Here is a 23234-nt window from a genome sequence, read left to right on the forward strand (position 1 = left end):
TTTCAGGCCGGGTTTTTTGCAATCCGGAACAGATCCAATAAACAGGAATAACTTCGAATGTCGCTAAAAGACTTCATCTTCACTTCAGAGTCCGTATCGGAAGGTCACCCGGATAAAGTATGTGATCAGATATCAGATGCAATTTTAGATGCTTATCTCGCACAAGATCCTAAGTCAAGAGTAGCTTGTGAGTCATTGGTCACCACGAATTTGGTTGTTGTTGCAGGAGAGATCACCAGCAAGGGCAAGGTGGACGCGGCAGAAATCGCGAGAGAAGTGATTAAAGATATTGGTTATACAGATATTGCTATGGGTTTCGATTCGGAGTTTGCCGTTGTATCTGCACATATCCACGCGCAAAGCCCTGACATTTCCCAAGGAGTTTCCGAAGGAGAAGGATTGTTCAAAGAGCAAGGGGCAGGGGACCAAGGTCTCATGTTCGGATTTGCGATCAATGAAACTCCTGAGTTGATGCCAATGCCTATCTATTATTCTCACGAATTGGTGAAACTTCTTGCACAACTTCGTAAGAGCAAAAAGCTTTCTTGGCTTAGACCGGATGCAAAATCCCAGGTAACTGTCGAATATAAAGACGGCAAACCTGTTCGAGTAGATACTGTTGTAATTTCTACCCAGCATACTCCTGATGTGGCGCACAAGCAAATCGAGGAATCGGTCATCGAAGAATGCATTAAGAAAGTGATCCCATCTGATTTCTTGAAAGGCACAAAGTTTTTTATCAATCCTACCGGACAATTCATCATCGGTGGACCTCACGGTGATACTGGTCTGACCGGTAGAAAGATTATCGTAGATACATACGGCGGTTACGGTCGCCACGGTGGAGGAGCTTTCTCCGGAAAAGATCCTTCCAAGGTAGATAGATCTGCGGCGTATATGGGTCGTTATATCGCTAAGAATGTGGTGGCTGCAGGACTCGCACACCAATGTGAAGTACAACTTGCATATGCGATCGGAGTAGCCGAGCCTGTTTCGGTTCACGTTGATACTTTCGGGACTGGAAAGCTTTCGGAAGAAGAAATTGTAAAGCGAATCAGAGCAAACTTCAAACTCACACCTCGCGGAATTATCGAATCCCTCCATTTGCTCGAAAAAGGACGCAAATATAGAGAGACTGCCGCTTACGGACACTTTGGTCGAAGCGGAGAAACCTTTACTTGGGAAAAAACAGACAAAGCGGGAGCCTTGAAAGGATAATGGGTGCCCCCACAGTTTCCACTTCGGACCAAAAGGCCACCAGAGACGGGTATGGCGACGCGCTTCTCGAATTAGGGAAAGAGCGCCAAGACATAGTAGTATTGGATGCGGATTTATCGGGTTCTACGAAGACCAATAAGTTCGCAAAAGCGTTTCCGGATCGTTTCTTCAATGTAGGAGTCGCCGAACAAAACTTAGTCGGACATGCCGCCGGTCTGGCTTTATCAGGATTTGTACCATTTGCATCTTCCTTTGCAATGTTCCTTTCCGGTAGAGCTTGGGAAATTGTGAGAAACAGTGTAGTATATCCTTTCTTAAACGTGAAATTAGTCGCCTCTCACGGTGGAGTTACCGTGGGAGAAGATGGGGCTTCTCACCAGTGTATCGAGGATTTTTCCACGATGCGTACTATTCCTGAAATGGTAGTAATCTGTCCTTCCGATTACAATGAGACCAAGCAAGTGGTCAAAGCGATCGCTGATTACAAAGGACCGGTCTATGTTCGAGTAGGTCGCCCGAATATTCCGGTAATCGAAAGAGAGAACTATCAGTTTGCCATTGGAAAAGCGGAAGTACTCAGAGAAGGAAAGGACGTACTGATCGTAGCAAACGGAGTACTCGTGAACGAGGCAATGATCGCTGCAAAAGAATTAGAAGGCCAAGGAATTCAGGTCACTCTTTTGAATATGGCGACTATCAAGCCTATCGATAATGAAAAAATCCTAAAATATGCAAAAGAATGCGGTGTAGTGATCACTTGCGAAGAGCACAATATCATAGGCGGTCTTGGCTCTGCTGTATGCGAGTTACTTTCCGAAGAATATCCTGTCAGAGTATTCCGTTTGGGAATGAAGGACAAATTCGGAAAATCCGGAACATGGTCAGGACTGCTTGATTATTTCGGTTTACGCGCAAAAAATATTGTGGAATTAGCTCAGAAAGCGGTTCAAACAAAGAAATAGCAAAATTTTCTAATTTCTTCTCTTGCAGCTTTGATCAGATGGGGAACGAACCAAAGTAGGGAAAGATGGCGACCACTCCGACAAAGGAAGAGATCACCGTAGAGGACCCGAGCATTACAGGTGGGCCTTGGCGCGTAGTACTTTGGGACGATGACGAGCACACCTACGATTACGTAATCGAAATGCTAATGGAAGTCTGCAAGATGACAATGGAAGAAGCTTTCATGCATGCGGTAGAAGTGGATACTCAGAAAAGAACCGTAGTATTTGCGGGAGAATTCGAGCATGCGGAGCATATCCAAGATTTGATTCTTCAGTATGGTCCGGATCACAGGATGTCCAACTCAAAAGGATCCATGAGCGCCACACTCGAAAAGTAGATTTTTTTTTCAGACACAATCGGGAAGCAGCAGGACTTCTTGGTGATTTGCCAGAAATCGGAACCGCTTCCCGAATCGACAGAGCTTGTTAAGGTTTCTTTTTGACTAAAATCTTGCGCTCGATCTCGAAGATTTTTTCAGGCAGCTTTTCTTTGCCTAGTTTCTTCTTGTCGTTTTCCTTTAGAAATAGATCCGTTCCGAACTTTTCGAATGCATCGTTTGCCTTGATGTTCTTCAATCCGATGAACTGTAGATGAATTTCTCCAGCTGGAATTCCGAATTCTGTTCCTCTATCTTTCGTAGCTAATACTCTAGTGATCGCAGTCACAGTGTCCCCACTGAAAGATGGTTGAGTATGATATCCTTCAGTGAATCCCAGATCCCAAAGCATATTTTCCGTGGTATCTCTAGAAGCTAACCCGCAAAGCCAAGCAAACACCAATCCTCCGTAGACCACTGGTTCTCCCCCCATAGGTCCAGAAATTCCGGCGGAGTATAATTTGTCATAGTGGAGTGGATGTGTATTTCCGACTCGATAGGTCCAAGGAAAATGTTCGTCCGTAATCGTTCTACCGTTCTGGTGTACATAGATCTGACCAGGTTCGAAACTTTCGAAATAAGTATCGGACCAAGTAGCTGTCTCGAATCCCTTCGGAAATTTTAGGGAAGGTATTTCAATGCTCGGGCTGTTTGTTTCTGGAAAGAATGCTTCTTTTACGACCGGCTTAGGCGTGCCCTTCGGTTTTCCGTTCGAGTGATAAATCATGATTTTGCGCTCGTATTGCAAAACCAGTTCGCGGTTTTGGTTGATGCACAAGGTCCGAACATGCACAATGCCCGGTTTGTCTGCGCCTTTATCGTCTATTTTTAATATCTTTGTTTTTGCGGATAGTGTATCCCCCGGATACACCGGCTTTAAAAATTGGACGTCGTAGTAGCCCAAATTTGCGAGTGCTTTTTCGGAATCGTTCTGGACCCCGAGTGAAAGTGCAATATTAAAAACCATTAATGGAGAAACCAAGAGATCTTTGAAGCCGTGAGCCTGCGCGTAAGGCGCTGATAGAAATAGAGGATTTGCCTCCATAAAAGTAGTCGCGAATTCCTGAGCAAAAGAACGGTCAACTGTTAGCTCGCGAGGATGCTCAAAGATTGCTCCTTCGGTGAATTCCTCTAAGTATCTTCCGTAGATTCCTCTTTTTACTTTTCCTGTGTCCACAGGTGTTTTGGGTGCTAGTTCCGCAAAGGGTGTTGTAGGGATGCTCGCCATGAGTCTTAACTGCCTTGTTCGGTTTTTTCCTAGGATTTAGGCATCAGCAGTCCGGAAAAGAATTTTTTGGGGGGAAGGTTGGTTCGATTCAGTTCGATTTATTGGAAATAGTTATCCAAATTTTCTCTGCTTCCCTTTCTCAATTCGTATTCGACCCATTCTCGTTTGGCCAGGTTCGGGTTTGCGTCCTTTTCCGAAAACAGATGATTCCAAGTATTTATGTAAAAAACAGGACGTCCGTTTCTGATTTCTATTTCTTGAGAATTCAAAACCGAGTCATAGTGTTCTACCGGATCTTCTAAATAGAACTGACCCTTTGAATATACATCCTTGAGATCTGCGAGCCTTAGTTTTCGATCGTTTCCGAATATTAAGTGAAATGATTCAATATCGTAGGTCCTTCCATATACGATTCTTCTGTAAATTCTGTAGAACTTGTCCTTCCAGACGGAAGGATGAACCTCGTCCTGAAATACAAAAGATAGCTCCAAGGAAGTTCCTTGCGAGATGGAAGAAGACACACAGTAGCAAGCGACTAAACCGTTCCCGGTTACGATATCCCTTTCCGGTTGCTCTAAGATCGGAAGATTCGATTTGGAACAAGGCAAGGTTTGGTTATGAAAAGTAGGTAGGCCGGGATTAGAGCAACCCAACAGGACAATCGTAGAAAATAAGATGACTGCAAATTTCATTTTGTATAGTTCCGACAAGCAGCATCAATCCGAAGGAATTCGACTCTAAAAGAATCGGTTTGTCAAGGGATTCATTGTATAAAATAGATGCGAAAGAATCCAAGTATTTCAATCTGGTAACGATGGAAGCACTCTTGCCTTTTAAGGAATTTCCGAATCATTCCCTTTCCAATCAAAAAGAAATAGTTAGAAACTGCATACAAAGCTCTAAGGAATTACTGAAAAAGTTATTAGAAAATTCTGAGCTTACGTATTCCAAATTCATAAAACCTCTCAACGATTCTATGCAGGACTTGCATATCGAGTTTACCGTACTCTCCCATTTGAATAGCGTCCAGAATTCCGAAGAAAGCAAATCGAATTATACGGAGATTCTCCCTGAGATCACTGAGTTCTATTCTGAGCTGGGTCAAAACGAGGAGCTCAACAAGGCATATTTACGAATTTATGATTCTGAGAAAATGAAACTTTCCCAGGCGCAAAAGAAGGTACTAGAAGACGGAATTCTACATTTCAAATTGGGCGGAGTGGGGTTAGAACCTAACAAGAAAAAACGCTTACAAGAAATCCAGCTCAAGCTATCCGATTTGGACAATCAGTTCTCGCAAAACGTTTTGGATGCGACCAATTCTTTTGAAATGAAAATCGATTCGGAAGAGGACGTAAAAGAGCTTCCGGAATCGGATCGCGCCGCAAACAAAAATGAAGACGGAACCTATACGTTTACTCTTCAGTTTCCGAGCTATATCGCCTACATGACCTACGGTTCCAATCGTTCTAAGAGAGAGGAACTGTATAAGGCGTACGTAACACGTGCTCCGAAAAATGGAAAACTGATCGAAGAAATTCTAGATTTAAGAAACGAAGAAGCTCAATTATTAGGATATTCTAATTTTGCCGAACTGTCACTGGCCACGAAAGTGGCGGATACTCCCCAGATGGTTTTGGATTTTCTAAACGAGCTCGGCAAAAAGACAAGGCCGTTCGCAGTAGAAGAACTTTCCGAACTGAAGGAGTTTGCCAGGTCTCTCGGAATCGAGGAACTCCAACCGTTCGATACCGCCTACGTTTCTGAAAAACTGAAAAAGAGAAAGTATGATTTCGACGAAGAACAAACCAGGCCTTACTTCGAGAAGAACCAAGTCGTAAACGGCACCTTTCAATTTTTAGAAAGACTATTGGGAATTCGATTGGAAAAAACTCAAGGTTTAGTATGGAACGAGAAAGTAGAAGTTTATGATTTGAAAAGAAACGGCCAAGTTAGGGCCAGGCTCTATCTAGACTTGGAAGCAAGAAAAGATAAACAAGGCGGAGCTTGGATGAACAATTGGGCGGCACGAAATCAAGTAGGCGCCGAAATTGCTCGACCTTCTGCTTTCGTTGTGTGTAACTTTCCTTCCTCCAAAAAGGATGTTCCCTCTTTGCTGAAGCATAGTGATGTAGTTACTTTCTTTCATGAAATGGGACACGCACTCCATCATCTCTGCGCAGAAATAGAGGAACCTCCGGTGAGTGGAATCAACGGGGTAGAATGGGATGCGGTTGAATTTCCGTCTCAGTTTTTGGAAAATTTTGCGTACGAACCGGAAGTTCTCCAATTCTTTGCGTTTCACCACATTTCGAAGGAAGCAATGCCTCAGGATTTAGTATCTAAGTTAAAGGGGACAAAAAACTTTTTGGCAGGACTCGGTGTTTTGAGGCAGCTGGAATTTGCGATCTTTGATATGCGAATTCATTTTGGTAAGCATTCCGAGGACGAAGTGCAAAACATTCTGGATCAGGTAAGACAAGAAGTAAGCGTACTTGTCCCTCCGAAATATAATAAATTTCAGAACAGCTTCTCGCATATTTTCTCCGGAGGATATGCGGCAGGTTATTATAGCTATAAATGGGCAGAATTACTAGCAGCAGATGCGTTTTTTGCCTTCGTAGATAAGGGGTTATTCGACCCCAAATTATCCGAAGCATACAGATCGCAAATTTTGGCAAAAGGAGGTTCGGAAAACGCTATGGATCTATTTAGAAAATTCTTGGGAAGAGATCCGAACCCAGAAGCCCTGCTGAAATTGTACGACTTAGTCGCATAATGCGAACAAGTATATAATGAAATTCTTTATGAAAGATTCTTTCTGAAGTTTTGAAGTAACTGTTCCGTGCCGGAAAGCAGCAATTCGATCTGATCTAAATCAATATTATAGACTACATTCGTCTTGAGAGCTTCCTTAAACGCGACCGCGTCTATATTTTTGTGGTCATAGCTGTCCTTGAGGAAATTGTACCAACCTGCTAGGATGACTTTTAAGTGGGGAAGTTCTCTAATGGGGACTGAAATGACTTTTTCTGGTTCCATAAAGACTCCCGTAAGTTAATTCCGGAAGGACCCAAGTCAACCAGATTTTTGAAAAGAGGATTTCTGAACTTACTTTCGCACTCTTGCGAGAGCTTTCATAATTGTGTGCCTCGCTTTTTCGACTTTAGCTACCGAAGGTCTCGTACTTAGAAATTCCAGATACGTAGTCAGGCCCGGTAATTCCAGCAACGGATTCTCCATTTGCAGGTCTTTGAATCCATCTAAAATTACACTAAAGGTCGCAAAAGCAGTACAATCCGCAGCAGTGAATTCGGAACCTGCAATGAACGGAGAAAAAGAGACCATTTTCTGGAGTGCTTTTGTGCTCCGCTTCAGAGACACGATCGTAGATTGTGTCAATACAGGATCGGGCTTTTTATTATCTAAAAGAAGATTGTAAACTTTTCGAGCGGGAGAATCCACATAGTTCTCGATTACGGATTGGATAGATCTCACTTTTGCAGCGCGCAATGGATCACTCGGAAAAAGTTTCGGAGTATTTGGATAAGCTGCTTCTAAAAATTCCAGAATTGCCTGGGATTCGATCAAAAAATTTCCATCCACTTCCAGGACCGGAATTTTTCCCATCGGGCTTTTTTGTAGGAATTCCTCTTCCTGGGAATAAGGAACTCTTACGTCTTCGAATTCGATTCCTTTTTCTAATAGAGCTAACTTTACTTTATTTGTATAATTGCTGATCGGAAATCCATAAAGTTTTACCATAAATCCAAAAGCTCCTTCTCTTTTCCAAAAATAGATTACAAACTAGAATTGCATAAATTATTTATTAAAATAAACATGTGTGTTCAATCGGACGCATTCTATGTTAAAGTACCCTTTCGTCATCCTTTTTGTGAGTCTCATTTTAGCCGGATGTATATCTCCTATTTATATGAAGTATGGGAATCCGGCTCCGGTTCAAACCGCGGAGAAAAAGGCAATCCTACTTGTGGACGACAGAACCATGCCAAAGTACGGATTCTTGGACTCTAGATCCGCCGAAAGAAAAATTTTTCAACTACTAAAGAATGAGTATGAAGGAACTCTACAGGATCCTTCGGAAACCAAACAATTGATTCGAGCCAAATCCTTAGAATCTACTTTCTTAGCACTTCCTTATACGGACAGCATTGCGATCGAATCTCGCAAAACAGAATTGGAAAAAATAGCTCAGATATTTGGTGCGAGCGATCTGTTCATTTTGACGATCAGCGAAGACCACATGTCTTTTACTTCCGGATTTTATGCTCCGAACGGATCTCAGGAGAATAACGGGTATGTGCCGGGCTCATTTGTGGGTTTAACTTGGATCGATTTGCGTTCAGGTTCTATTTACCGTCAAGTTGCTTACAAGTTTCCGATCTATGGCTTTACACTTCCTTCTAGAAGCGAGCTCTATTCTAAAAAGCTTGTTTCTAAAATATTTGGAGACTGGAACTGAGATATGTATTCGTTTATTAGAATATTCTTATTGGTTGTTTTTGGTCTTGGGATCTTCGGATCCTGTTCTGGAATTCCTTTGCAACTAGCGATTACGGACTCTAAGCCCTTGCCGAAACTTGTAAGGACTGGGGATAAGACTGTAGTAATTCTTCCTACTTTGTCCGTTTCTACATTGGCCGGAACTGCAAAAGAAATAGACGACACTTTCGATAGAATTCAGCAGAATTATACAACAGTAAAGAAAACTCCGAATGTTTTGAGGTCCGAGCTAATCGCTGACCCAGTCAAAAAGCTCGCACTTGCAAAATTGTACAATCAGGTTTGGACCAAGGAGAATCAAGATTGGCAGACTGTAGGACCTGCACTGGACGCTCTCTTTTCTCAAACCCATAATGTACAACACTTGGAATCAGGAAAAGATGCAAAGATACTCGCGTTCAATTATAGCGACTGGAAAGACCTGAAACCAAAGGATCCCACCGGAATCGAAAAAGAAATTCGCGAATTGAAATTGAATTCGGATATCGTGATTTTACCAGCTGTGGCTCTCTACGATCCATATTATAAAAATATAACCTTGCTTTTGCTACTGTTTCCCTACTGGAGTAATTCGGTTCTGGACCAGTACAGAATGACTTTTTACGTATTCGACACAAAGAACGGAAAATCTCTTCGATCGGTTCGTATTTTATTCGGAGTAGGTGGTTCTGACTCCAGGCAAGAACAGCTGGAGGGGATTTTGAGGAATGTTCTGGAGAATTAATCAGATGGAACTTAGAAAAATCGAGACAAGCCATTTCGTTCGAGTTATAGCTCTTCTATCTTTCCTTTTTGTATTCTTTGCGAATTGTTATTCTGTAAAACATTATTCTGCTGGAATTACTAGGAATGCAAGTACGGAAAAAGAGATCTCAGGATCCGTCTGGATCTTACCAGTGGTGTATTCCGATTATTTGGTATCTCCCGAGCACAAGAATCCTTATATTAAATTTAGCGAAAATTCCGGGCCGATTGTAGAGATGAAGACTCGGCCGCAGCCTCTGGATAACGCCCAAAGGACAACTTTTGAAAAATTCATCGAGAGTAATTGGTCCGTAAATTGGAAAAAAGCCTTGGGCTCCACGGAATCGAAGATTACTCTGTTGGAAACCGCGGAAGCAGATCAAAAGAAGATACAGTCTGAAGCTAAAAAATATTGGAACAGTTCTTTTGGCTTCTTTCCGAAATCAATGCAGGAAGAAGCGAGCAAAAGAAAGGCAAAATACATTTTGCTCCCTTTAGCGTTTGGAACTCCTTCCACCGATTTATACACGAAAGTTGTGACAACTCAACAGAATCAGAATGGGCGAACTACTACAGTCTCCACTAGGACCACCACCACACACTCCGTAGGTGGAATGTTCGGCATTCGACTAGAATTAATCGACGCAAATACTGGTAACGTGGTCCGGGTATCGGAAACCTTCGAAGCCGTTTTGCAACTTCCTGCCTATCAGTCGAATTTTGAAAAGGTGAATCTTGTTCTTTTGGAAGGTTTGCTCTCACCTTCTCGTGATTCGGAGTAAGAGCACAAGAGTCGGCTGTCTCTGATTTTATAATCTCGATGAGAATGGTTGGAACAGAAAAACTTCGGATGTTCGAATCGCATTGTTTTCTACTTTCCTCGCCTAACGATTCACCATAAATTTGCCTCCGAATGCGATTGAACTTCGCGAAATAGGAGATCCTTCATGAAGAAAACCGCTCTGGTGACAGGTGCAAGTACGGGAATTGGATACGAAATAGCGAAACTCGCTGCAGCAGATGGATACGATCTTATCCTAGTAGCACGAAATCTCAAAAAGCTGAACCAAGTAAAAAAGGAATTAGAATCTAAGGGTGCTTCCGTGGAAGTGCTCGCTGCAGATTTAGGGGATCCGAAATCTCCCAAGAAAATTTTCGATTTTTCCAAAAAGAAAAAAGCGATCGTGGATCTACTGGTGAATAACGCTGGATTTGGTTCGAATGGAAAATTTTCAAAGCTGGACCTGAAAGAAGAAATGGAAATGATTCAAGTGAACGTAAGCGCTCTAGTCGAACTTACTCATTTGTTTTTGAAAGACATGGTCGATAGACGTTCCGGAAAAATTCTAAACGTAGCTTCGACCGCCGCATTTCAGCCCGGTCCAATGATGACAAATTACTATGCAACGAAGGCATACGTACTCTCTTTTTCGGAGGGCTTGGCAGAAGAAGTTCGGAAGGAAGGAGTTACTGTATGTTGCCTTTGCCCGGGACCTACTCAAACAGAATTTTTTGAAAGAGCCGGAGTTTCTAAATCTCCACTACTGAACAGTGCTCTGGTTCCAAAAATGACACCTGCGGAAGTTGCCAAAATCGGTTACGAGGGTGTAAAATCTGGTAGAGTGGTTGTTATTTCTGGAATCGCAAATAGAATATTAGCTCAATCCATTCGAATCACTCCTAGATTTTTGGTTCGGAAGATTGCGAAATTTCTTAACAGCGGTGCCTAAAAGCATCCATGGGTGGGGAGCATGAAAGATTCCATTATCGACCTGGCGGTTCCGTTCTTTTTGCTGCTAATTTTAGCGGAGGCCGCTTACGGTAAATGGAAAGGGAAAAAAGTTTATCGTTGGAATGACACGATTTCGGATCTTTCTACTGGAATCTTATTTTCACTCACTGGAATTTTTGTAACTTTAGGCTCGCTTTGGTTGTACGAGCAGGCTCGTATACATTTCTCGGTTCAAACTATATTCGGTTTTTCTGAAATACCTTCCGGTTCTCCTATTACGAAAGGTGCAGCCGGCTGGGAGTTTCATACTGGTGAGACTATTTCCTGGCTATTGGTTCTGATCGCTGTGGATTTTGTTTACTACTGGTTCCACAGATCCACACATGATGTTCATTTTCTTTGGGCCTGTCATGTGACCCACCATTCTAGTGAAGAGTTCAATCTATCTGTTGCACTTCGTCAGAATAGTTTTCAAAGGGTGTTCGAATATGCATTTAACCTGCCTTTGGCGATTGCAGGAGTTCCTTGGTGGATGTTCCTGCTTTGTCATGGGATTCTAAAGATCTACCAATTTTGGGTACACACCAGGCTGATCGGAAAACTCGGTTGGATGGAAAAGATCCTACTTACTCCTTCGCATCACAGAGTGCACCACGGGAGGGATCCAGAGTATTTGGACAAGAATCACGGAGGAATTTTGATTTTGTGGGACAAATGGTTTGGGACGTTTGCCGAGGAAACGAAGGAGCCGGTTTATGGTCTGACCACGCCTCTCGGAACTTTTGAACCAGTCTATGCGAATGTGCATGTGTATAAAAATCTTTGGAAATTGGTTTCTTCGGTTCCGAAATGGAAAGATAAACTTTCCATTCTTTTTAGAAAGCCCGATTGGAGACCGGATTCTATGGGCGGAACGATTCGAATTCCAAAGGTCGATGCCAAAACCTATAATAAGTACGATCCGCAAATTTCCAGTGGAAAGCTTAGTACCGGAGTTGTTCAGTTTCTGTTGCTCAGTACAATTTCCCTCGCGCTACTTAAATTTTTTAAGTCTGGTAGGATAGATGCCGAAGTTTTTTCGATCTGGGCGATCTGGTTGATTCTTTCTTTTTTCGCTACGGGGAGATTACTAGATGGCTCCAAGACCTCTAAGTTCTGGATTATTTTGTCTTGGGCTTTGGTCCTCCTACCAATTTGTTTTCTATTAATATGAAATGGAAAACGAAGTGAAGATCTTGTGATTGCTTGTAGAGGAACTCTATTTAGATTTTGCAAATGCGACACGAATTGAGCTAGTAAATTTAGGAGCGCCTTGTATGCATAAATATCTACAATTTGATTTGACCGACGAACTATTACAGCTAAGAGATTTGGTAAGGGAAGTGGTTCGGAAAGAAGTAGTTCCGAACAGAATGTACTACGATGAAAAAAGCGAGTATCCAAAACCGATCCTGGACAAATTTCGTGAGGCTGGTTTGTACCAGGCTCTGTTCTCCGAGGAGCAAGGTGGACTCGGCTTAGGAATGTTAGGTGGAATCGTATTGGCGGAAGAGGTCTCTTGGGGTTGTTTGGGAGTCAATACTGCTTTCACTTCTACCAAACTTGGCGCCTTGCCGATCGAAGTCGGAGGTACAAAAGAGCAGATCGAAAAGTGGATTCCTCCTTTGGTCACCGGAGAAAAAACAGCTGCATTTGGCCTCTCCGAACCAAACGCCGGTTCGGATGTTCCGGGTATGAGTACAACTGCATTAAAAAAAGGTGATAGATATATTATTAACGGTACAAAGCAGTGGATTAGTAGCGCGAAACAAGCCGACTTTTATACTGTATTCGCAATGACCGAAAAAGAGAGAGGTCCCAGGGGAATTTCCTGCTTTGTTATAGAAAAAGGAGTTAAAGGTTTTTCTTTCGGCAAGAAAGAGGACAAACTCGGTATTAGATGTTCGGAAACTAGACAATTGATTTTTGAAGATGTAGAAGTTCCCGCGGAAAACTTGGTGGGACTTCGGGAAAACCAAGGATTTTTACACGCATTCAAAACTTTGATTTTATCGCGCCCTGCGGTTGCGGCAGGAGCCGTCGGAGTGATGCAAGGTGCGTTTGATGCCGCAGTCGATTATGCAAGAGAAAGAGAGCAATTTGGGACCACGATCGCTTCTTTCCAAGCAATTCAGCACATGCTCGCGGATATGGCGATTAAGATAGAAGCTTCCAGGTTATTGACTTACAAAGCAGGTGTATATGCAGAATCCATGAATAAGGAAGCTGCAAAACTTTCAGCTATGGCCAAATGTTTCGCGGCTGATTCTTCCGTTCAGGTAGCGTCGGATGCGGTGCAAATTTTTGGCGGTTACGGTTATACTAAGGAGTATCCGGTAGAGAAATATTATCGGGATGCCAAAATTCTGCAGATCTACGAAGGTACGAGCCAAATCCAGAGAAATGAAATTGCTGCTGGATTAATTAGAGAAGCTGCGTCTAAAACAAAGAAATCCTAGGGGTAGGCTCACGTTTTTCGTGACCAAATATTTGGCTTGAAGGCGACGATGATTCAGGCCAAACTTCCCCTCGATTTGAAAGTTTGGACGGTGGAATGGGGTTCCTCGATAGAATTTTCCAGGTGATACGAACCTACAGTTTAACCGGAGCGCTTTTTCTACTTTTCATTTTCCCGGGAAGAATTTTCGGATTAGAACTCTCCTCTTTGCCTTCCGAAGGACTATTTATTACCTCGGGATTCGAGGTGTGGATTCCGGAAGAAGGAGAAGTTCTGAAGAAGCCCGGCGTCTATTTGCTGGACAAGTCTAAATTCCTTCCTGCATCTACTACATCTTTTGGTTACTCTTCCAAACCTCATTGGATTCGAATCCCGATTCGGAATTCGGGTGCTGACAACATTTCGTGGGTCCTTGAAGTTCAATATGGCCCATTAGATAAACTTGATGTATATCTTGCTTCCAAAGGAGAGGAACCGATTTATAAAGCAGGTGACTCTTATCCGTTTGCAGTCAGACCTATACAATATCGCTTTCCCAGTTTTCCGTTTGAAATAAGCCCTGGAACTTCCGACGAGATTTTTATCAGAATCGAATCGCACAGCGCTCTCAATTTTCCAATGTTCGCGTATCAAAGGGAGGATTTTTTCGCTAGAGCGAATTCGGAGCAGATACTACTCGGAATTTATTTCGGATCCATCTTGGTGATGGCGATGTACAATCTTTTTTTGTTTCTCTCGACGAGAGAGAGGATCTACTTTTCCTTTTCGCTCTATGTGGGAGTGGGTGCATTTCTTCAATGCATTTTGAATGGATACGCGTTTCAATACCTCTGGCCGAATGCAACAGAGTGGGCGAGCAAATCTCTTCCTTGCTTTATTTACCTTTCTCTTTCGACCTGCGTTGATTTTGTAAGAATTTATTTTTCTACCAAGAGGACTAACCCTCGAATCGATCTAGCACTCAAGACGATTTTGTCGGCTTGCCTTATGATGGTGATCGCTTCCTACTTTATTCCAGGTCGATTCAGTATCGCAGCGTTTTTCGGGATTTCTTCTCTTGGCCTGGTCTTGGTGCTCTATTTAGGTTTTCAAGCGCTCTCTTTGAATTTGCACGCAGCTGCTTTTTTTCTCTCCGCTTGGATAACCCTGCTATTGGGAGATTTTTTATTTATATTAAGATTAGCGAATGTACTGCCTCATTCTTTCGGATTGGCTTTTTGGGGAGTGGAATGGGGATCTTCTTTACACATTCTTCTCCTGGCATTGGGTATCGCAGATCGAGTGAGTGAATTATCTAAGGATTTAACTTCCAGGGTAAAGGACCTAAACGAAGCAAAGCAGAATGTGGAACAGTCAGAAATGAGGTTTCGGAATTTGTTCGAGGGCGCAGAAGAACTTTTGATTACTTTGGACCAGGAAGGAAAAATCATAGATATTAACCGAAGCGTTTCCAGGATGACCGGGCATTTGCCGAAGGAGATGATCGGTACTAAATTCGCAGATTTGCTTTTCGCCCAGGAAAGTCTGAATCATTCCTATGGGAGCTTGATCGCAAACGATCGCTTGGAAGAACAGTTAAAAACTCGCAAGACTGTCGAATTCCATGCTGAACTCAAGCATAAATATGTAATGGAACCGAAACCGGTTCGAATCAGATTGCAGCCCTTTGAATCGGAGGGAAAAAAACTGTTCTTAGGAAAGATTTCCGAAATTTCCGAGGATATCCTCTCTAGATTTTTGTTAAGCGAAAGCATGCACTTTACTCTCAATAATTACCTGCAAAATGCAGATGTATTGTGCCGCCAACTTACTTCAAATTTGTCCCAATTTGTAGGATCTGAGGTTGTCACTGCGGTCCGCACCTGTGTAAGAGAAGTTCTCATCAACGCGATAGAACACGGAAATCTAGGAATCAGCTTCGATGAAAAGACTGACGCTATGAAACAGGGAAACTATATGGAGTTTATTCAAAAGCGCCAGAAAGAAGCTTTTTATGGAGCGAGAACTGTTAGGGTTGCTTATTCACTCAATGCAAAGCGAATCGGTTTTGAAATTTCTGACGAGGGAGAGGGCTTCGACTTTAAGAAGATTCTGAACTTGGATGGAGATCGCCTGAATGAGGAGAGTATTACTCATGGCAGAGGGATCATGATGACCAGAAAGGTGTTCGACATCGTTAAGTTCAATGATAAGGGGAATCGAGTATTACTCATCAAATATCTCGAGAAGCCTCTCAAATACAAAAGAGAAGAGACCTAAAAGTCTATTTGCAAGATTGCTCCGGAAATCGATTGACCAAATCGGTCCAAAGATGAATATCCAATTGTTAAATCTTCTGGTGGCATTTCATGAAAAAATGGATCATTCTGGCAGCATTTCTGCTATTTAGTTTTCCTGCATTTGGTTGGGAATTGGCTAAGGAAAAAAACGGTGTGACAGTTCACACTCGCGAAGTAGAGGGTTCTGAACTAAAAGAATTCCGGGGTAAAACAAAAGTGAAGGCGAGCATGCATTCAGTGATTGCTCTGATGGAGGACAATCCGGCCTATACAACTTGGCTCAAAGATTGTAAGCAAGCCGAAGCGATCAAGGTACTAAACCCGAAGGAAAAATACATTTATATTTTAAACGGAGTTCCCTGGCCTTTGGATGATCGAGATTTCGTGGTCCATTCCACTTTGATTCAGGACAAAACGAGCGGAACTCTTACGTATACGATGAGGTCCGTCGAAAAAGCAATCCCGGAGAAAAAAGGAATCGTAAGAGCTAAGTTAAAAGGTTACTGGAAATTTGTTCCGAAAGGTGAAGAGGTAGAAGTTACTTACCAAGTTCATTCAGAGCCAGGCGGCAGCATTCCTTCTACGATTGCAAATGCGGTTGTGGTAGATATTCCGTATGACACTTTGCGCAAGATGAAGGAAAAGTTAGAAGAACCGAAATATAAAAACGCAAAATCTAGCTTTGTAATCGAGCCTACTCCAGGAACTGGTTCGAACACTCCGTAAACCTAAAAAGTTGAATTTGCAGCAGCTACAAACGCTGATTACAAGCGATAGACTGCACCAAAAAACAATCCGCCGTAGGCGGATTGCATGTCTAGTTTTCTGGAGTATTGCTGGGATATTAGAATATTCTGTTGGTTCGCCGAACTTGTGAGCGGTGTGACCCTTCCGTCTTCTCGAACATAAAAACTAGAGGTATCACCGTTAAAGGAACCGTCAAAAGAGGTAATATTTACCCAAGCAAGAAGCACTCCGAGCTGCAGGGAAACGTGATCCGATACTTTTGTGGAAAGAGCTCCTTCCAATCTGAATTCCAGACCGGAGCCGCTTAGATTCCCTTCCTGAGGAAAATAATCCTTAAAGTCAGTTGCCCAACCTTTCGAGGTCCACTTTGCACTCGTATAACCTAGGCCGAGTCCTGTTTCCCAAGAGAGCCAACGATTGACCCTTCCGTGTTGCCATACCATAGCCAACAGATAAATGCTTTGCATTCCGAATTCTAACTTCGTGTAAAATGGTTCCGAAGTAATGTTCGTGAGTCCGAAATTTTGGTACAATCTGTACCCTCCGAGAAATCCAGCTTTGAAATTCTCCGAAATTCTAGTTCTAAAAAAAATCTCGCCTTGGGCCATTCCGAGACCTTTTTGCACATTCGTGTGATTCGGTATACTAGGATTAAGAGTGGAGCTGAACCCATCTAGGTTCTGATCAAATCGATTCGGGCCTCTCCAGCCGAATCCGAATCGAGCTCCAAACTCCCACACATCCAAAGCAGAATCGCTCTTGTCAGTTCTGGAAATTCCAGATGCCCAAGAACTGGGTTCTTGGGCGAAAAGTGGAAAATTCGCGGAAAGAAGTAGAGAAGTAGATACAATCAGTCTTTTCAAATTAGAAACAGAACCGACTCGATAGTAGTTCCTACACTTAAAAATGAGTGGAGGGAGGATCGAGTTCAAGAAATCTTTGTAGGAACCCGGCATGCTTAGTGTCAAAGATTCTCCCGGGTTCTATTCTAAAAAGCCTTTATTTGCGAGGAAGAAAGACAGGGATGCAACCAATCAAACTTTTTCCCTTCCTAGATCTGGATCTGTTAAAACCGTACTTCTATTTTTTGATTTTTATAGGACTGTATCTTTCTGTCCGTCTTAAATTCCCGCAGATTCGACTGTTTCCCCTAGCGATCAAAATCTTTTCCGGAAACATGGACTACAAAGGTTCGAAAGGTCGTCTAGTTCACTCCCAAGCCTTGTTTGCGGGTGCAGGCTCTTCCTTGCTTCCAGGTGCAGTTTTTGGATCAGCACTCGCATATCTATTGGCGGGTCCAGGAGCTCTGCTTTGGATTTGGATTTCTAGCTTCTTAATCATGCCGCTTCGGTTGGTTTCTTCCACCTTGGCGATTCGTTTTAGAACTCAGTTAGAGAGCGGAAGATATCTTTCTGGTCCGATGTATTTTATAGAGAAGGCTTTGCGTGCACGTTGGCTTGCGATCGCATTCGCGCTCGCAGGCTTGTTGACAGTTCTTTCCATGGGCGGAGCAATTCCAATGTTAGGGATCGCATACTTGGCGCAAAATGGATTCGGAATCCAAGGGATGACTGTACCATTTTTATTATCGATCATCGTAGTATTCGTAGTACTCGGAGGAATTAGAAGAGTAGGTCGAGTTTCCTCTTATCTCGCTCCGATCGGGTTGCTCTGCTTTCTTGCAGGCTATATTCTGTTATTTGGAAAACAACTAATCGGATTCTTTCCATTTTTAGGAATCGTATGGAACGAAGCTGTGAGTCCGATTGCTTTACTTGTAGGAGGAGGTTTTTCGGGACTTAGACTATTTAGCACAGGCACAGGGATGTTTTATCTAGCTACAGAAACCGGTTTAGGGAAGAGCGCCGGGATCGCTGGAGTCGTCAGAACAGATTCGGCAGCGAAGCATGGTCTGGTCAGTATGCTCGCTACATTTTTCGAAGGCTTTGTAGTTTCTACACTAGTCATTTATGCGCTGTATTCATTCGGAGCAAGAGATAAAGAAAGTCTGTATTCGTTTATCAGAATTTTGGTGAATGGAACGACTCACCCAGCGCATATGCTTTTCTTTCTATCCTTCTTGCTATTCGGAATTGTAGCGATTTCGGGATGGTTCTATACGGGAGAACAGAACGCGAGATACATCTTCGGTGAGAAATTTGCTAACGCCTATCGAATCCTATTTATTGGGAGCATACTTGGTTCTGCGTATGCTTATATCAAGTTCGGAGAGGAGATCCTGCTCGAGATCTTTGGAATAGGATATAGTCTCGCCTTAATCACTGCAGTTCCTGTTTTAATCAGCCTTGTACTACTTGTCAAAGTAGCTCAGGCAGAACTCAGAAAGTTTTTGGAGGGAGGGGCTCATTATGAAATTTTAAAGGACTTGTATCTTTTGCTCCTTTCCATACTTCCGAAAAATATTGTATCCTGGATGTTCGGAGTCCTTGCCTCTCTCAAACTTTCCAGATTTCTTATGATTCCTATCTTGCGAGCTTTCGCAAAAGCTTACAAAATCAATTTGGACGAAGCCGAATTAGAGATCCGAGAGTATAATTCTTTGAATCAGTTCTTTACTCGTGCGTTAAAAGCGAGCGCTCGAATTATCGACTCAGATGAAAATGCTTTAGTTTCTCCGGTCGACGCAAAGATTACCGGTTATGGAGACATCAATGATAAGGTCATCTTACAGGCGAAAGGCGTAGACTATCAGCTGAAAGAGTTGATCGGAGTCGAAAAATTTCTTCCGAAATTCCAAAATGGTAAATATATTACCTTCTACCTCTCTCCTCAGGATTATCATAGGATCCATTCTCCTGCGTACGGGAAAATTTTGGGCTACTACTACGAACCCGGAAAATTATTCCCGGTAAATGAATTGGCTGTATTCGGGATTCGAGGACTATTTCCAAAGAACGAAAGACTAATTACCTTTTTGCAGACCGAATATGGTTTGGTCGCGGTGATAAAGGTAGGTGCATCTAACGTGGGTAGAATTCGGGTGACTTACGATTCTAAGATCGTTACGAACACACTGATCAGAACATCCAAAGCTGTGGAATATAAGGATGTTTCTATTATGATCGAAAAGGGTTCGGAGCTTGGTAGGTTCGAGATGGGGTCAACAGTCATTTTAGTTTTAGAGAGGGACACCTTCGATTTTGAAAATCTTCCCTTGAATGAAAAGGTAACCTACGGAACTACTATTGGTCATTTCCGAAAAAAACTCGTGCAACTCCCTAAATAAATATGACACTCAGTTTAAAGGCAACAACTCCAGATGTGATCGATTTTGACGAAGAGAGTCTCTCGATTTTATGGAAGGATGGAGTACAGTCAAAATACCAGTTATTGGAACTTAGGAAGCGTTGCCCTTGCGTTGTTTGCAAGGGGGGACACGGAGGAAAGGTGGGCGCGGCTACCGGATCCATTACCTCGGCCAAATTACTTTCCTTTTCGAAAGTGGGTAGATATGCGATCAATTTGGTGTGGTCCGACTACCACAACACCGGAATCTATTCCTATGATTCTCTGAGGATGTTCTGGGAAGGAATGGAGGGAGAGCTTGGGAGGCCGGGAGAACTGCCTAAAATGTAGGACCTCCTACAAGGGCGCACCTTATAAAATTTCCTTGCCGAAATTGAAATTCTGTGAAAAAGGGGTTTTTGCAGCGGCGGGTTGCCCACCACCAGCCCCCCACCCAAGAAAGGGCGGGGCCCTTTCCTCACACCTTTTTTCCTTGTCCTTATTTCCTGCAGAAGATAGAATCAATTCTGATCTTCCAAGTTGACCCGATTTCCGGGGCAAGAAAAAAAAGGGTCGACAAAAATCTTTTTCTTATGTCTCCTAAACCAAATTTCTATAGAGAGTTCCCAATATGGGCGAAGGGTCCCTTTCCCAGGAAGAGATAGACGCGTTATTAGCCGGTGCAAATGAAACTTTCGATCCGGGCAGCATGGCTGCTGCGGGAGGATCGAAGGAAGCCGCAGGATTGTCCCCGGTCGATCGAGATCTTTTGGCGGATTTTCTTCTTCAATGTTTTCAAACCGCGGGAAATACTCTCGGCGCGATACTGTCCAAGACTTCTAGTTTCTTAAATCCCACCACGGAAGCAAAGGGAAGAAAGGATATAGAAGCAGAGCTAAAGTCTAACACACTTTTATTATATTCTACCTATTCCGGAAGTTTGAACGGCCGGGTGGTATTGGCCATGTCTTCCGACAACGCAGCCAGAATCGCGAACATGATGATGGGCGGATTCGATTCCGGTGGTCTGGACGAAGGTCAACTTCAGACTCTAAAGGATAGCTTAGTCCCAATCATGGGAGCTTTGCAATCTCAGATTGCGGCTAAAATCGGCGGAAACGTAAACGGAACCAGCGCAGAAACGAGAAATGTAACTTCGCCAGCAGCACTCGTATTGCCCGAAGGAGATCCTATCATTCGGACTTTCTTTAATCTTTCGATTGAAGGACTTCCTTCTTTTAGGGTGCAGTTTCTACTGTCTTTGGCTATGGCGAGCGATATCCTCTCCATGTCCAAGCGCGGAGGCGGAGCAGGTGGAGATTTTGGTGGCGGCGGTTATCCCGGAGGAATGGGTGCCGGAGGTGGTGCCGCGCAGATCGGAATGAAATCTGTTTCTTTTCCGAACCTATCCACAGCGAGTGGCGCTCAAGGTGCACCGAACCTAAATCTTTTGATGGACGTTCAGATGTCCGTCACTGTGGAATTAGGCCGAACCAAGATGTATATTAAAGATATCTTAGGTTTGGGTGAAGGTTCGATCATCGAGTTGGACAAACTTGCCGGTGAACCTGTAGACCTACTTGTAAACGGAAAATTGATCGCGAAGGGAGAAGTCGTGGTCATCGACGAAAACTTTGGTGTTCGCGTTACCGATATCGTAAGCCCAGCAGACAGGATCAAACCGGAACCCGGGGGCTAATGGACTCTCGGATCTATTTATCAATTCATTTCAAATCTGGAATTCGCGCCCTTGCGATTTCGCTTCTAGTCTGGTTGGCTATTCTCGGCTCGCAATCAGTCTTGGCCCAATCTAGCGAAAGGGAGGCGATGGATGAGATTCTGCAAAAGGAACTCAAAGGAGAGAATGCAAAGAAGCCGAATTCTCCTGAGAATGAAGCAAAAACTTCTGGGAGCGAAAACAATTCTGGCACTGGGAACCAAGGCAAGAATGTGGAAGGAACTACTGCCGAGCTCGCAAATCCTGTAGAAGAAAGATACAAGCCGATCTCAGAAGGTCCGAGTCTGATTGGAATCTTATTCAGAATCGTACTGGTGCTCGGGGTTTTATGCGGTGCTGCTTTTTGGTTACTCCGAACTGTTTCCAATTCCAGGGAAGCAAAGCTCCCGATTAAGGGAGAGATGAGTCTGCTCGGAAGTCTGGTTCTGGGCGCAAACAAACAATTGCAAATCGTAGAAGTGACAGGTCAGGTTTTTATTCTAGGAGTCGCAGACAACGGAATATCTCTGATTTCTGAGATTTCCGATCCTGAAACAAAGGCCAAGATTCAAAGAATGAAGGATGAATATCACCCACCTGAAGGAGGATTCATCGTATCCGTTCTGGAACAATTAAAAGATTTGAATACTCGAATCGGTGGAAAGTCCGTTTCGGATGCGGAAGTTTCTTCATCGGTTCAAGTAGAGAGAAAAGAAAAACAGAAAAAACTAAAACAGAAGTTAGACGAAATCAAGCGGGAAAGAGACCATCTAGAAAAGGGTCTTTTTGATCTGAGTTAGGCGGGGGGAAAATTGGGAGAAAGTATTAAAAGAAAAGCGCGGAATTTGGATTCTTGGCTAAAGAGACATAAAACTATTATGTGGGCGATTTCTGCTCCCGGGATTCTATTGCTTCTGCTATTTTTCTTTTCTTCCGGAATATCCGCTCAGGCGAATACTCCGCGCATTCCTATTCCGAATTTGAATATCAACGTGAACGAGGCAAAGACTCCTAGAGAGACTAGTTTATCTCTAATGGTCCTTTTCCTAGTAACGATCTTGTCTTTGGCGCCCGCGATTGTCATGTCTCTGACTTCCTTCACAAAGATCGTAATCGTATTAGATTTTGTTAGGCGAGCGCTCTCAATCCAAAACCTTCCACCTAATCAGGTAATGGTGGGCTTGGCCCTGTTTATGACCTTCTTTATAATGGCTCCGACTCTCACTGTTGTGTATGAAAAGGCGCTGAATCCTTATATCGAAGGCAAGATAGACACGAATCAATTTTTTGATAAGTCCATGGTCCCGATCAGAGAATTCATGATCCGACAAATCGGAACCAGTGGCGCGAAGGACGTAGCGCTGTTTCTGAAAATCGGAAAAGTAGAGAAGGTGGAGTCATTCGATGATGTTCCGAGCTATGTACTGATTCCGGCCTTTATGCTTTCTGAGATTAAGAAAGCTTTTTGGATCGGAATCATTATATTCATACCTTTCATTGTCATCGATCTGGTAGTCGCCTCTGCATTGCTTTCTATGGGCTTGAACATGTTGCCACCCGTCATGGTCAGCCTTCCGTTCAAATTGATTTTGTTTGTACTCGTGGATGGTTGGAACCTGATCGTTTATGAATTAGTCAGGAGCTACAAATGACGGAACTCGACGCAGTCACTCTGATCCGAGACGCTTTGTATGTAACTCTAAAGCTCTCTTCTCCGATTTTGCTAACCGCGATGGCGGTAGGATTGGTGATTGGAATTCTGCAGACCACCACTTCGATCCAGGAGCCGACAATTGCATTCGTTCCTAAGCTGCTCTCTATCTTTGTCGTCATTATTATTTTCGCCTCTTGGATGCTTCAAACGGCTACGGACTATACAAGGAATTTGTTTCTCATGATTGAGAAATTTTAGAAGTAAGAT

At 43.3% G+C, this 23234-nt stretch carries 23 protein-coding genes; 18 read left to right on the top strand and 5 right to left on the bottom strand.

The window, feature by feature from the left end:
* Window positions 1–57 precede the first annotated feature (57 nt).
* The 3 genes from metK to CH373_RS09405 all read left to right on the top strand — a co-directional run bounded on the left by metK (window position 58) and on the right by CH373_RS09405 (window position 2560).
* Window positions 58–1218 (top strand): methionine adenosyltransferase, encoded by a 1161-nt coding sequence (metK, locus tag CH373_RS09395; RefSeq protein ID WP_100715049.1) that lies wholly within the window; start codon window positions 58–60, stop codon window positions 1216–1218.
* Entirely contained in the window at window positions 1218–2180 is a 963-nt protein-coding gene (locus CH373_RS09400; protein WP_100715050.1) for a transketolase family protein, read from the top strand. Before metK ends, CH373_RS09400 begins: the two co-directional genes overlap by 1 nt.
* A gap of 65 nt (window positions 2181–2245) precedes the next feature.
* A complete protein-coding gene (locus CH373_RS09405; RefSeq protein WP_100715051.1) occupies window positions 2246–2560 on the top strand; it encodes an ATP-dependent Clp protease adaptor ClpS in 315 nt (104 codons plus the stop codon).
* An 88-nt stretch (window positions 2561–2648) separates the two neighbouring features.
* Here the strand turns inward: CH373_RS09405 and CH373_RS09410 are convergent, their stop codons facing one another.
* Together CH373_RS09410 and lsa23 are read right to left on the bottom strand one after the other, a co-directional pair.
* Window positions 2649–3827, bottom strand: coding sequence for a MaoC family dehydratase (locus CH373_RS09410; protein WP_100715052.1), 1179 nt, complete (start codon window positions 3825–3827; stop codon window positions 2649–2651).
* Window positions 3828–3925: 98 nt separating this feature from the next.
* Window positions 3926–4519 carry a surface adhesion protein Lsa23 gene (lsa23, locus tag CH373_RS09415; protein ID WP_100715053.1) on the bottom strand — a complete coding sequence of 198 codons (594 nt, stop codon included), beginning with the start codon at window positions 4517–4519 and terminating at the stop codon, window positions 3926–3928.
* Between the two features lie 122 nt (window positions 4520–4641).
* On the opposite strand from lsa23, the gene CH373_RS09420 reads away from it, so the two are divergent.
* The gene (locus CH373_RS09420; RefSeq protein WP_100715066.1) at window positions 4642–6606 is read left to right on the top strand and encodes a M3 family metallopeptidase; all 1965 of its coding nucleotides are present in this window, start codon (window positions 4642–4644) and stop codon (window positions 6604–6606) included.
* A 26-nt stretch (window positions 6607–6632) separates the two neighbouring features.
* On the opposite strand, the gene CH373_RS09425 is transcribed toward CH373_RS09420, so the two are convergent.
* Together CH373_RS09425 and CH373_RS09430 are read right to left on the bottom strand one after the other, a co-directional pair.
* A complete protein-coding gene (locus CH373_RS09425; protein ID WP_100715054.1) occupies window positions 6633–6869 on the bottom strand; it encodes a hypothetical protein in 237 nt (78 codons plus the stop codon).
* Between the two features lie 69 nt (window positions 6870–6938).
* Entirely contained in the window at window positions 6939–7592 is a 654-nt protein-coding gene (locus tag CH373_RS09430) for a glutathione S-transferase family protein (RefSeq protein WP_100715055.1), read from the bottom strand.
* Between the two features lie 100 nt (window positions 7593–7692).
* Here CH373_RS09430 and CH373_RS09435 point away from each other — a divergent pair, with 100 nt between their 5' ends.
* The 8 genes from CH373_RS09435 (at window position 7693) to CH373_RS09470 (ending at window position 16329) form a co-directional block, all read left to right on the top strand.
* The gene (locus CH373_RS09435) at window positions 7693–8310 is read left to right on the top strand and encodes a hypothetical protein (protein ID WP_125170043.1); all 618 of its coding nucleotides are present in this window, start codon (window positions 7693–7695) and stop codon (window positions 8308–8310) included.
* A gap of 3 nt (window positions 8311–8313) precedes the next feature.
* A complete protein-coding gene (locus tag CH373_RS09440; RefSeq protein WP_100715057.1) occupies window positions 8314–9075 on the top strand; it encodes a hypothetical protein in 762 nt (253 codons plus the stop codon).
* Between the two features lie 4 nt (window positions 9076–9079).
* Complete coding sequence (locus CH373_RS09445) at window positions 9080–9877, top strand: hypothetical protein (RefSeq protein WP_125170044.1); 798 nt, start codon at window positions 9080–9082, stop codon at window positions 9875–9877.
* A 165-nt stretch (window positions 9878–10042) separates the two neighbouring features.
* On the top strand, window positions 10043–10825 hold the full coding sequence (locus CH373_RS09450; RefSeq protein ID WP_100715059.1) for an SDR family NAD(P)-dependent oxidoreductase: 783 nt from the start codon (window positions 10043–10045) through the stop codon (window positions 10823–10825).
* A gap of 21 nt (window positions 10826–10846) precedes the next feature.
* A complete protein-coding gene (locus CH373_RS09455; RefSeq protein WP_100715060.1) occupies window positions 10847–12040 on the top strand; it encodes a sterol desaturase family protein in 1194 nt (397 codons plus the stop codon).
* A 103-nt stretch (window positions 12041–12143) separates the two neighbouring features.
* Entirely contained in the window at window positions 12144–13325 is a 1182-nt protein-coding gene (locus tag CH373_RS09460; protein WP_100715067.1) for an acyl-CoA dehydrogenase family protein, read from the top strand.
* Window positions 13326–13420: 95 nt separating this feature from the next.
* On the top strand, window positions 13421–15583 hold the full coding sequence (locus CH373_RS09465; RefSeq protein WP_100715061.1) for a 7TM diverse intracellular signaling domain-containing protein: 2163 nt from the start codon (window positions 13421–13423) through the stop codon (window positions 15581–15583).
* 89 nt (window positions 15584–15672) lie between these two features.
* On the top strand, window positions 15673–16329 hold the full coding sequence (locus CH373_RS09470) for an START domain-containing protein (RefSeq protein ID WP_100715062.1): 657 nt from the start codon (window positions 15673–15675) through the stop codon (window positions 16327–16329).
* A 38-nt stretch (window positions 16330–16367) separates the two neighbouring features.
* On the opposite strand, the gene CH373_RS09475 is transcribed toward CH373_RS09470, so the two are convergent.
* Window positions 16368–17318 (bottom strand): LIC_11366 family protein, encoded by a 951-nt coding sequence (locus CH373_RS09475; RefSeq protein ID WP_243393341.1) that lies wholly within the window; start codon window positions 17316–17318, stop codon window positions 16368–16370.
* A 56-nt stretch (window positions 17319–17374) separates the two neighbouring features.
* Between CH373_RS09475 and asd the strand changes: the two genes are divergently transcribed.
* The 6 genes from asd to fliQ all read left to right on the top strand — a co-directional run bounded on the left by asd (window position 17375) and on the right by fliQ (window position 23225).
* The gene (gene asd / locus CH373_RS09480; RefSeq protein WP_100734090.1) at window positions 17375–19597 is read left to right on the top strand and encodes an archaetidylserine decarboxylase; all 2223 of its coding nucleotides are present in this window, start codon (window positions 17375–17377) and stop codon (window positions 19595–19597) included.
* A gap of 2 nt (window positions 19598–19599) precedes the next feature.
* Window positions 19600–19947 (top strand): DUF971 domain-containing protein, encoded by a 348-nt coding sequence (locus tag CH373_RS09485; protein WP_100713361.1) that lies wholly within the window; start codon window positions 19600–19602, stop codon window positions 19945–19947.
* Window positions 19948–20227: 280 nt separating this feature from the next.
* Window positions 20228–21295, top strand: coding sequence for a flagellar motor switch protein FliN (fliN, locus tag CH373_RS09490; protein WP_100713362.1), 1068 nt, complete (start codon window positions 20228–20230; stop codon window positions 21293–21295).
* Window positions 21295–22113, top strand: coding sequence for a flagellar biosynthetic protein FliO (locus tag CH373_RS09495; RefSeq protein ID WP_100713363.1), 819 nt, complete (start codon window positions 21295–21297; stop codon window positions 22111–22113). Before fliN ends, CH373_RS09495 begins: the two co-directional genes overlap by 1 nt.
* Before the next feature lie 78 nt (window positions 22114–22191).
* On the top strand, window positions 22192–22965 hold the full coding sequence (fliP, locus tag CH373_RS09500; protein WP_100713364.1) for a flagellar type III secretion system pore protein FliP: 774 nt from the start codon (window positions 22192–22194) through the stop codon (window positions 22963–22965).
* Window positions 22962–23225, top strand: coding sequence for a flagellar biosynthesis protein FliQ (fliQ, locus tag CH373_RS09505; RefSeq protein WP_100713365.1), 264 nt, complete (start codon window positions 22962–22964; stop codon window positions 23223–23225). The genes fliP and fliQ overlap by 4 nt, the downstream gene beginning before the upstream one ends.
* Window positions 23226–23234 lie beyond the last annotated feature (9 nt).

Origin of the sequence: Leptospira perolatii (assembly GCF_002811875.1) — a bacterium.
Classification (GTDB): Bacteria; Spirochaetota; Leptospiria; order Leptospirales; family Leptospiraceae; genus Leptospira_B; species Leptospira_B perolatii.

Excerpts from the sequence above, each read along its gene's own strand:
- CH373_RS09410 (WP_100715052.1), bottom strand. The coding sequence starts at position 3,827 with ATGGCGAGCATCCCTACAACACCCTTTGCGGAACTAGCACCCAAAACA.
- CH373_RS09470 (WP_100715062.1), top strand. The coding sequence starts at position 15,673 with ATGAAAAAATGGATCATTCTGGCAGCATTTCTGCTATTTAGTTTTCCT.
- CH373_RS09440 (WP_100715057.1), top strand. The coding sequence starts at position 8,314 with ATGTATTCGTTTATTAGAATATTCTTATTGGTTGTTTTTGGTCTTGGG.
- CH373_RS09465 (WP_100715061.1), top strand. The coding sequence starts at position 13,421 with ATGGGGTTCCTCGATAGAATTTTCCAGGTGATACGAACCTACAGTTTA.
- CH373_RS09495 (WP_100713363.1), top strand. The coding sequence starts at position 21,295 with ATGGACTCTCGGATCTATTTATCAATTCATTTCAAATCTGGAATTCGC.
- CH373_RS09435 (WP_125170043.1), top strand. The coding sequence starts at position 7,693 with ATGTTAAAGTACCCTTTCGTCATCCTTTTTGTGAGTCTCATTTTAGCC.
- lsa23 (WP_100715053.1), bottom strand. The coding sequence starts at position 4,519 with ATGAAATTTGCAGTCATCTTATTTTCTACGATTGTCCTGTTGGGTTGC.
- metK (WP_100715049.1), top strand. The coding sequence starts at position 58 with ATGTCGCTAAAAGACTTCATCTTCACTTCAGAGTCCGTATCGGAAGGT.
- CH373_RS09460 (WP_100715067.1), top strand. The coding sequence starts at position 12,144 with ATGCATAAATATCTACAATTTGATTTGACCGACGAACTATTACAGCTA.
- CH373_RS09405 (WP_100715051.1), top strand. The coding sequence starts at position 2,246 with ATGGCGACCACTCCGACAAAGGAAGAGATCACCGTAGAGGACCCGAGC.
- asd (WP_100734090.1), top strand. The coding sequence starts at position 17,375 with ATGCAACCAATCAAACTTTTTCCCTTCCTAGATCTGGATCTGTTAAAA.
- CH373_RS09455 (WP_100715060.1), top strand. The coding sequence starts at position 10,847 with ATGAAAGATTCCATTATCGACCTGGCGGTTCCGTTCTTTTTGCTGCTA.
- CH373_RS09430 (WP_100715055.1), bottom strand. The coding sequence starts at position 7,592 with ATGGTAAAACTTTATGGATTTCCGATCAGCAATTATACAAATAAAGTA.
- fliP (WP_100713364.1), top strand. The coding sequence starts at position 22,192 with ATGTGGGCGATTTCTGCTCCCGGGATTCTATTGCTTCTGCTATTTTTC.
- fliQ (WP_100713365.1), top strand. The coding sequence starts at position 22,962 with ATGACGGAACTCGACGCAGTCACTCTGATCCGAGACGCTTTGTATGTA.
- CH373_RS09450 (WP_100715059.1), top strand. The coding sequence starts at position 10,043 with ATGAAGAAAACCGCTCTGGTGACAGGTGCAAGTACGGGAATTGGATAC.
- CH373_RS09400 (WP_100715050.1), top strand. The coding sequence starts at position 1,218 with ATGGGTGCCCCCACAGTTTCCACTTCGGACCAAAAGGCCACCAGAGAC.
- fliN (WP_100713362.1), top strand. The coding sequence starts at position 20,228 with ATGGGCGAAGGGTCCCTTTCCCAGGAAGAGATAGACGCGTTATTAGCC.
- CH373_RS09425 (WP_100715054.1), bottom strand. The coding sequence starts at position 6,869 with ATGGAACCAGAAAAAGTCATTTCAGTCCCCATTAGAGAACTTCCCCAC.
- CH373_RS09485 (WP_100713361.1), top strand. The coding sequence starts at position 19,600 with ATGACACTCAGTTTAAAGGCAACAACTCCAGATGTGATCGATTTTGAC.
- CH373_RS09445 (WP_125170044.1), top strand. The coding sequence starts at position 9,080 with ATGGAACTTAGAAAAATCGAGACAAGCCATTTCGTTCGAGTTATAGCT.
- CH373_RS09420 (WP_100715066.1), top strand. The coding sequence starts at position 4,642 with ATGGAAGCACTCTTGCCTTTTAAGGAATTTCCGAATCATTCCCTTTCC.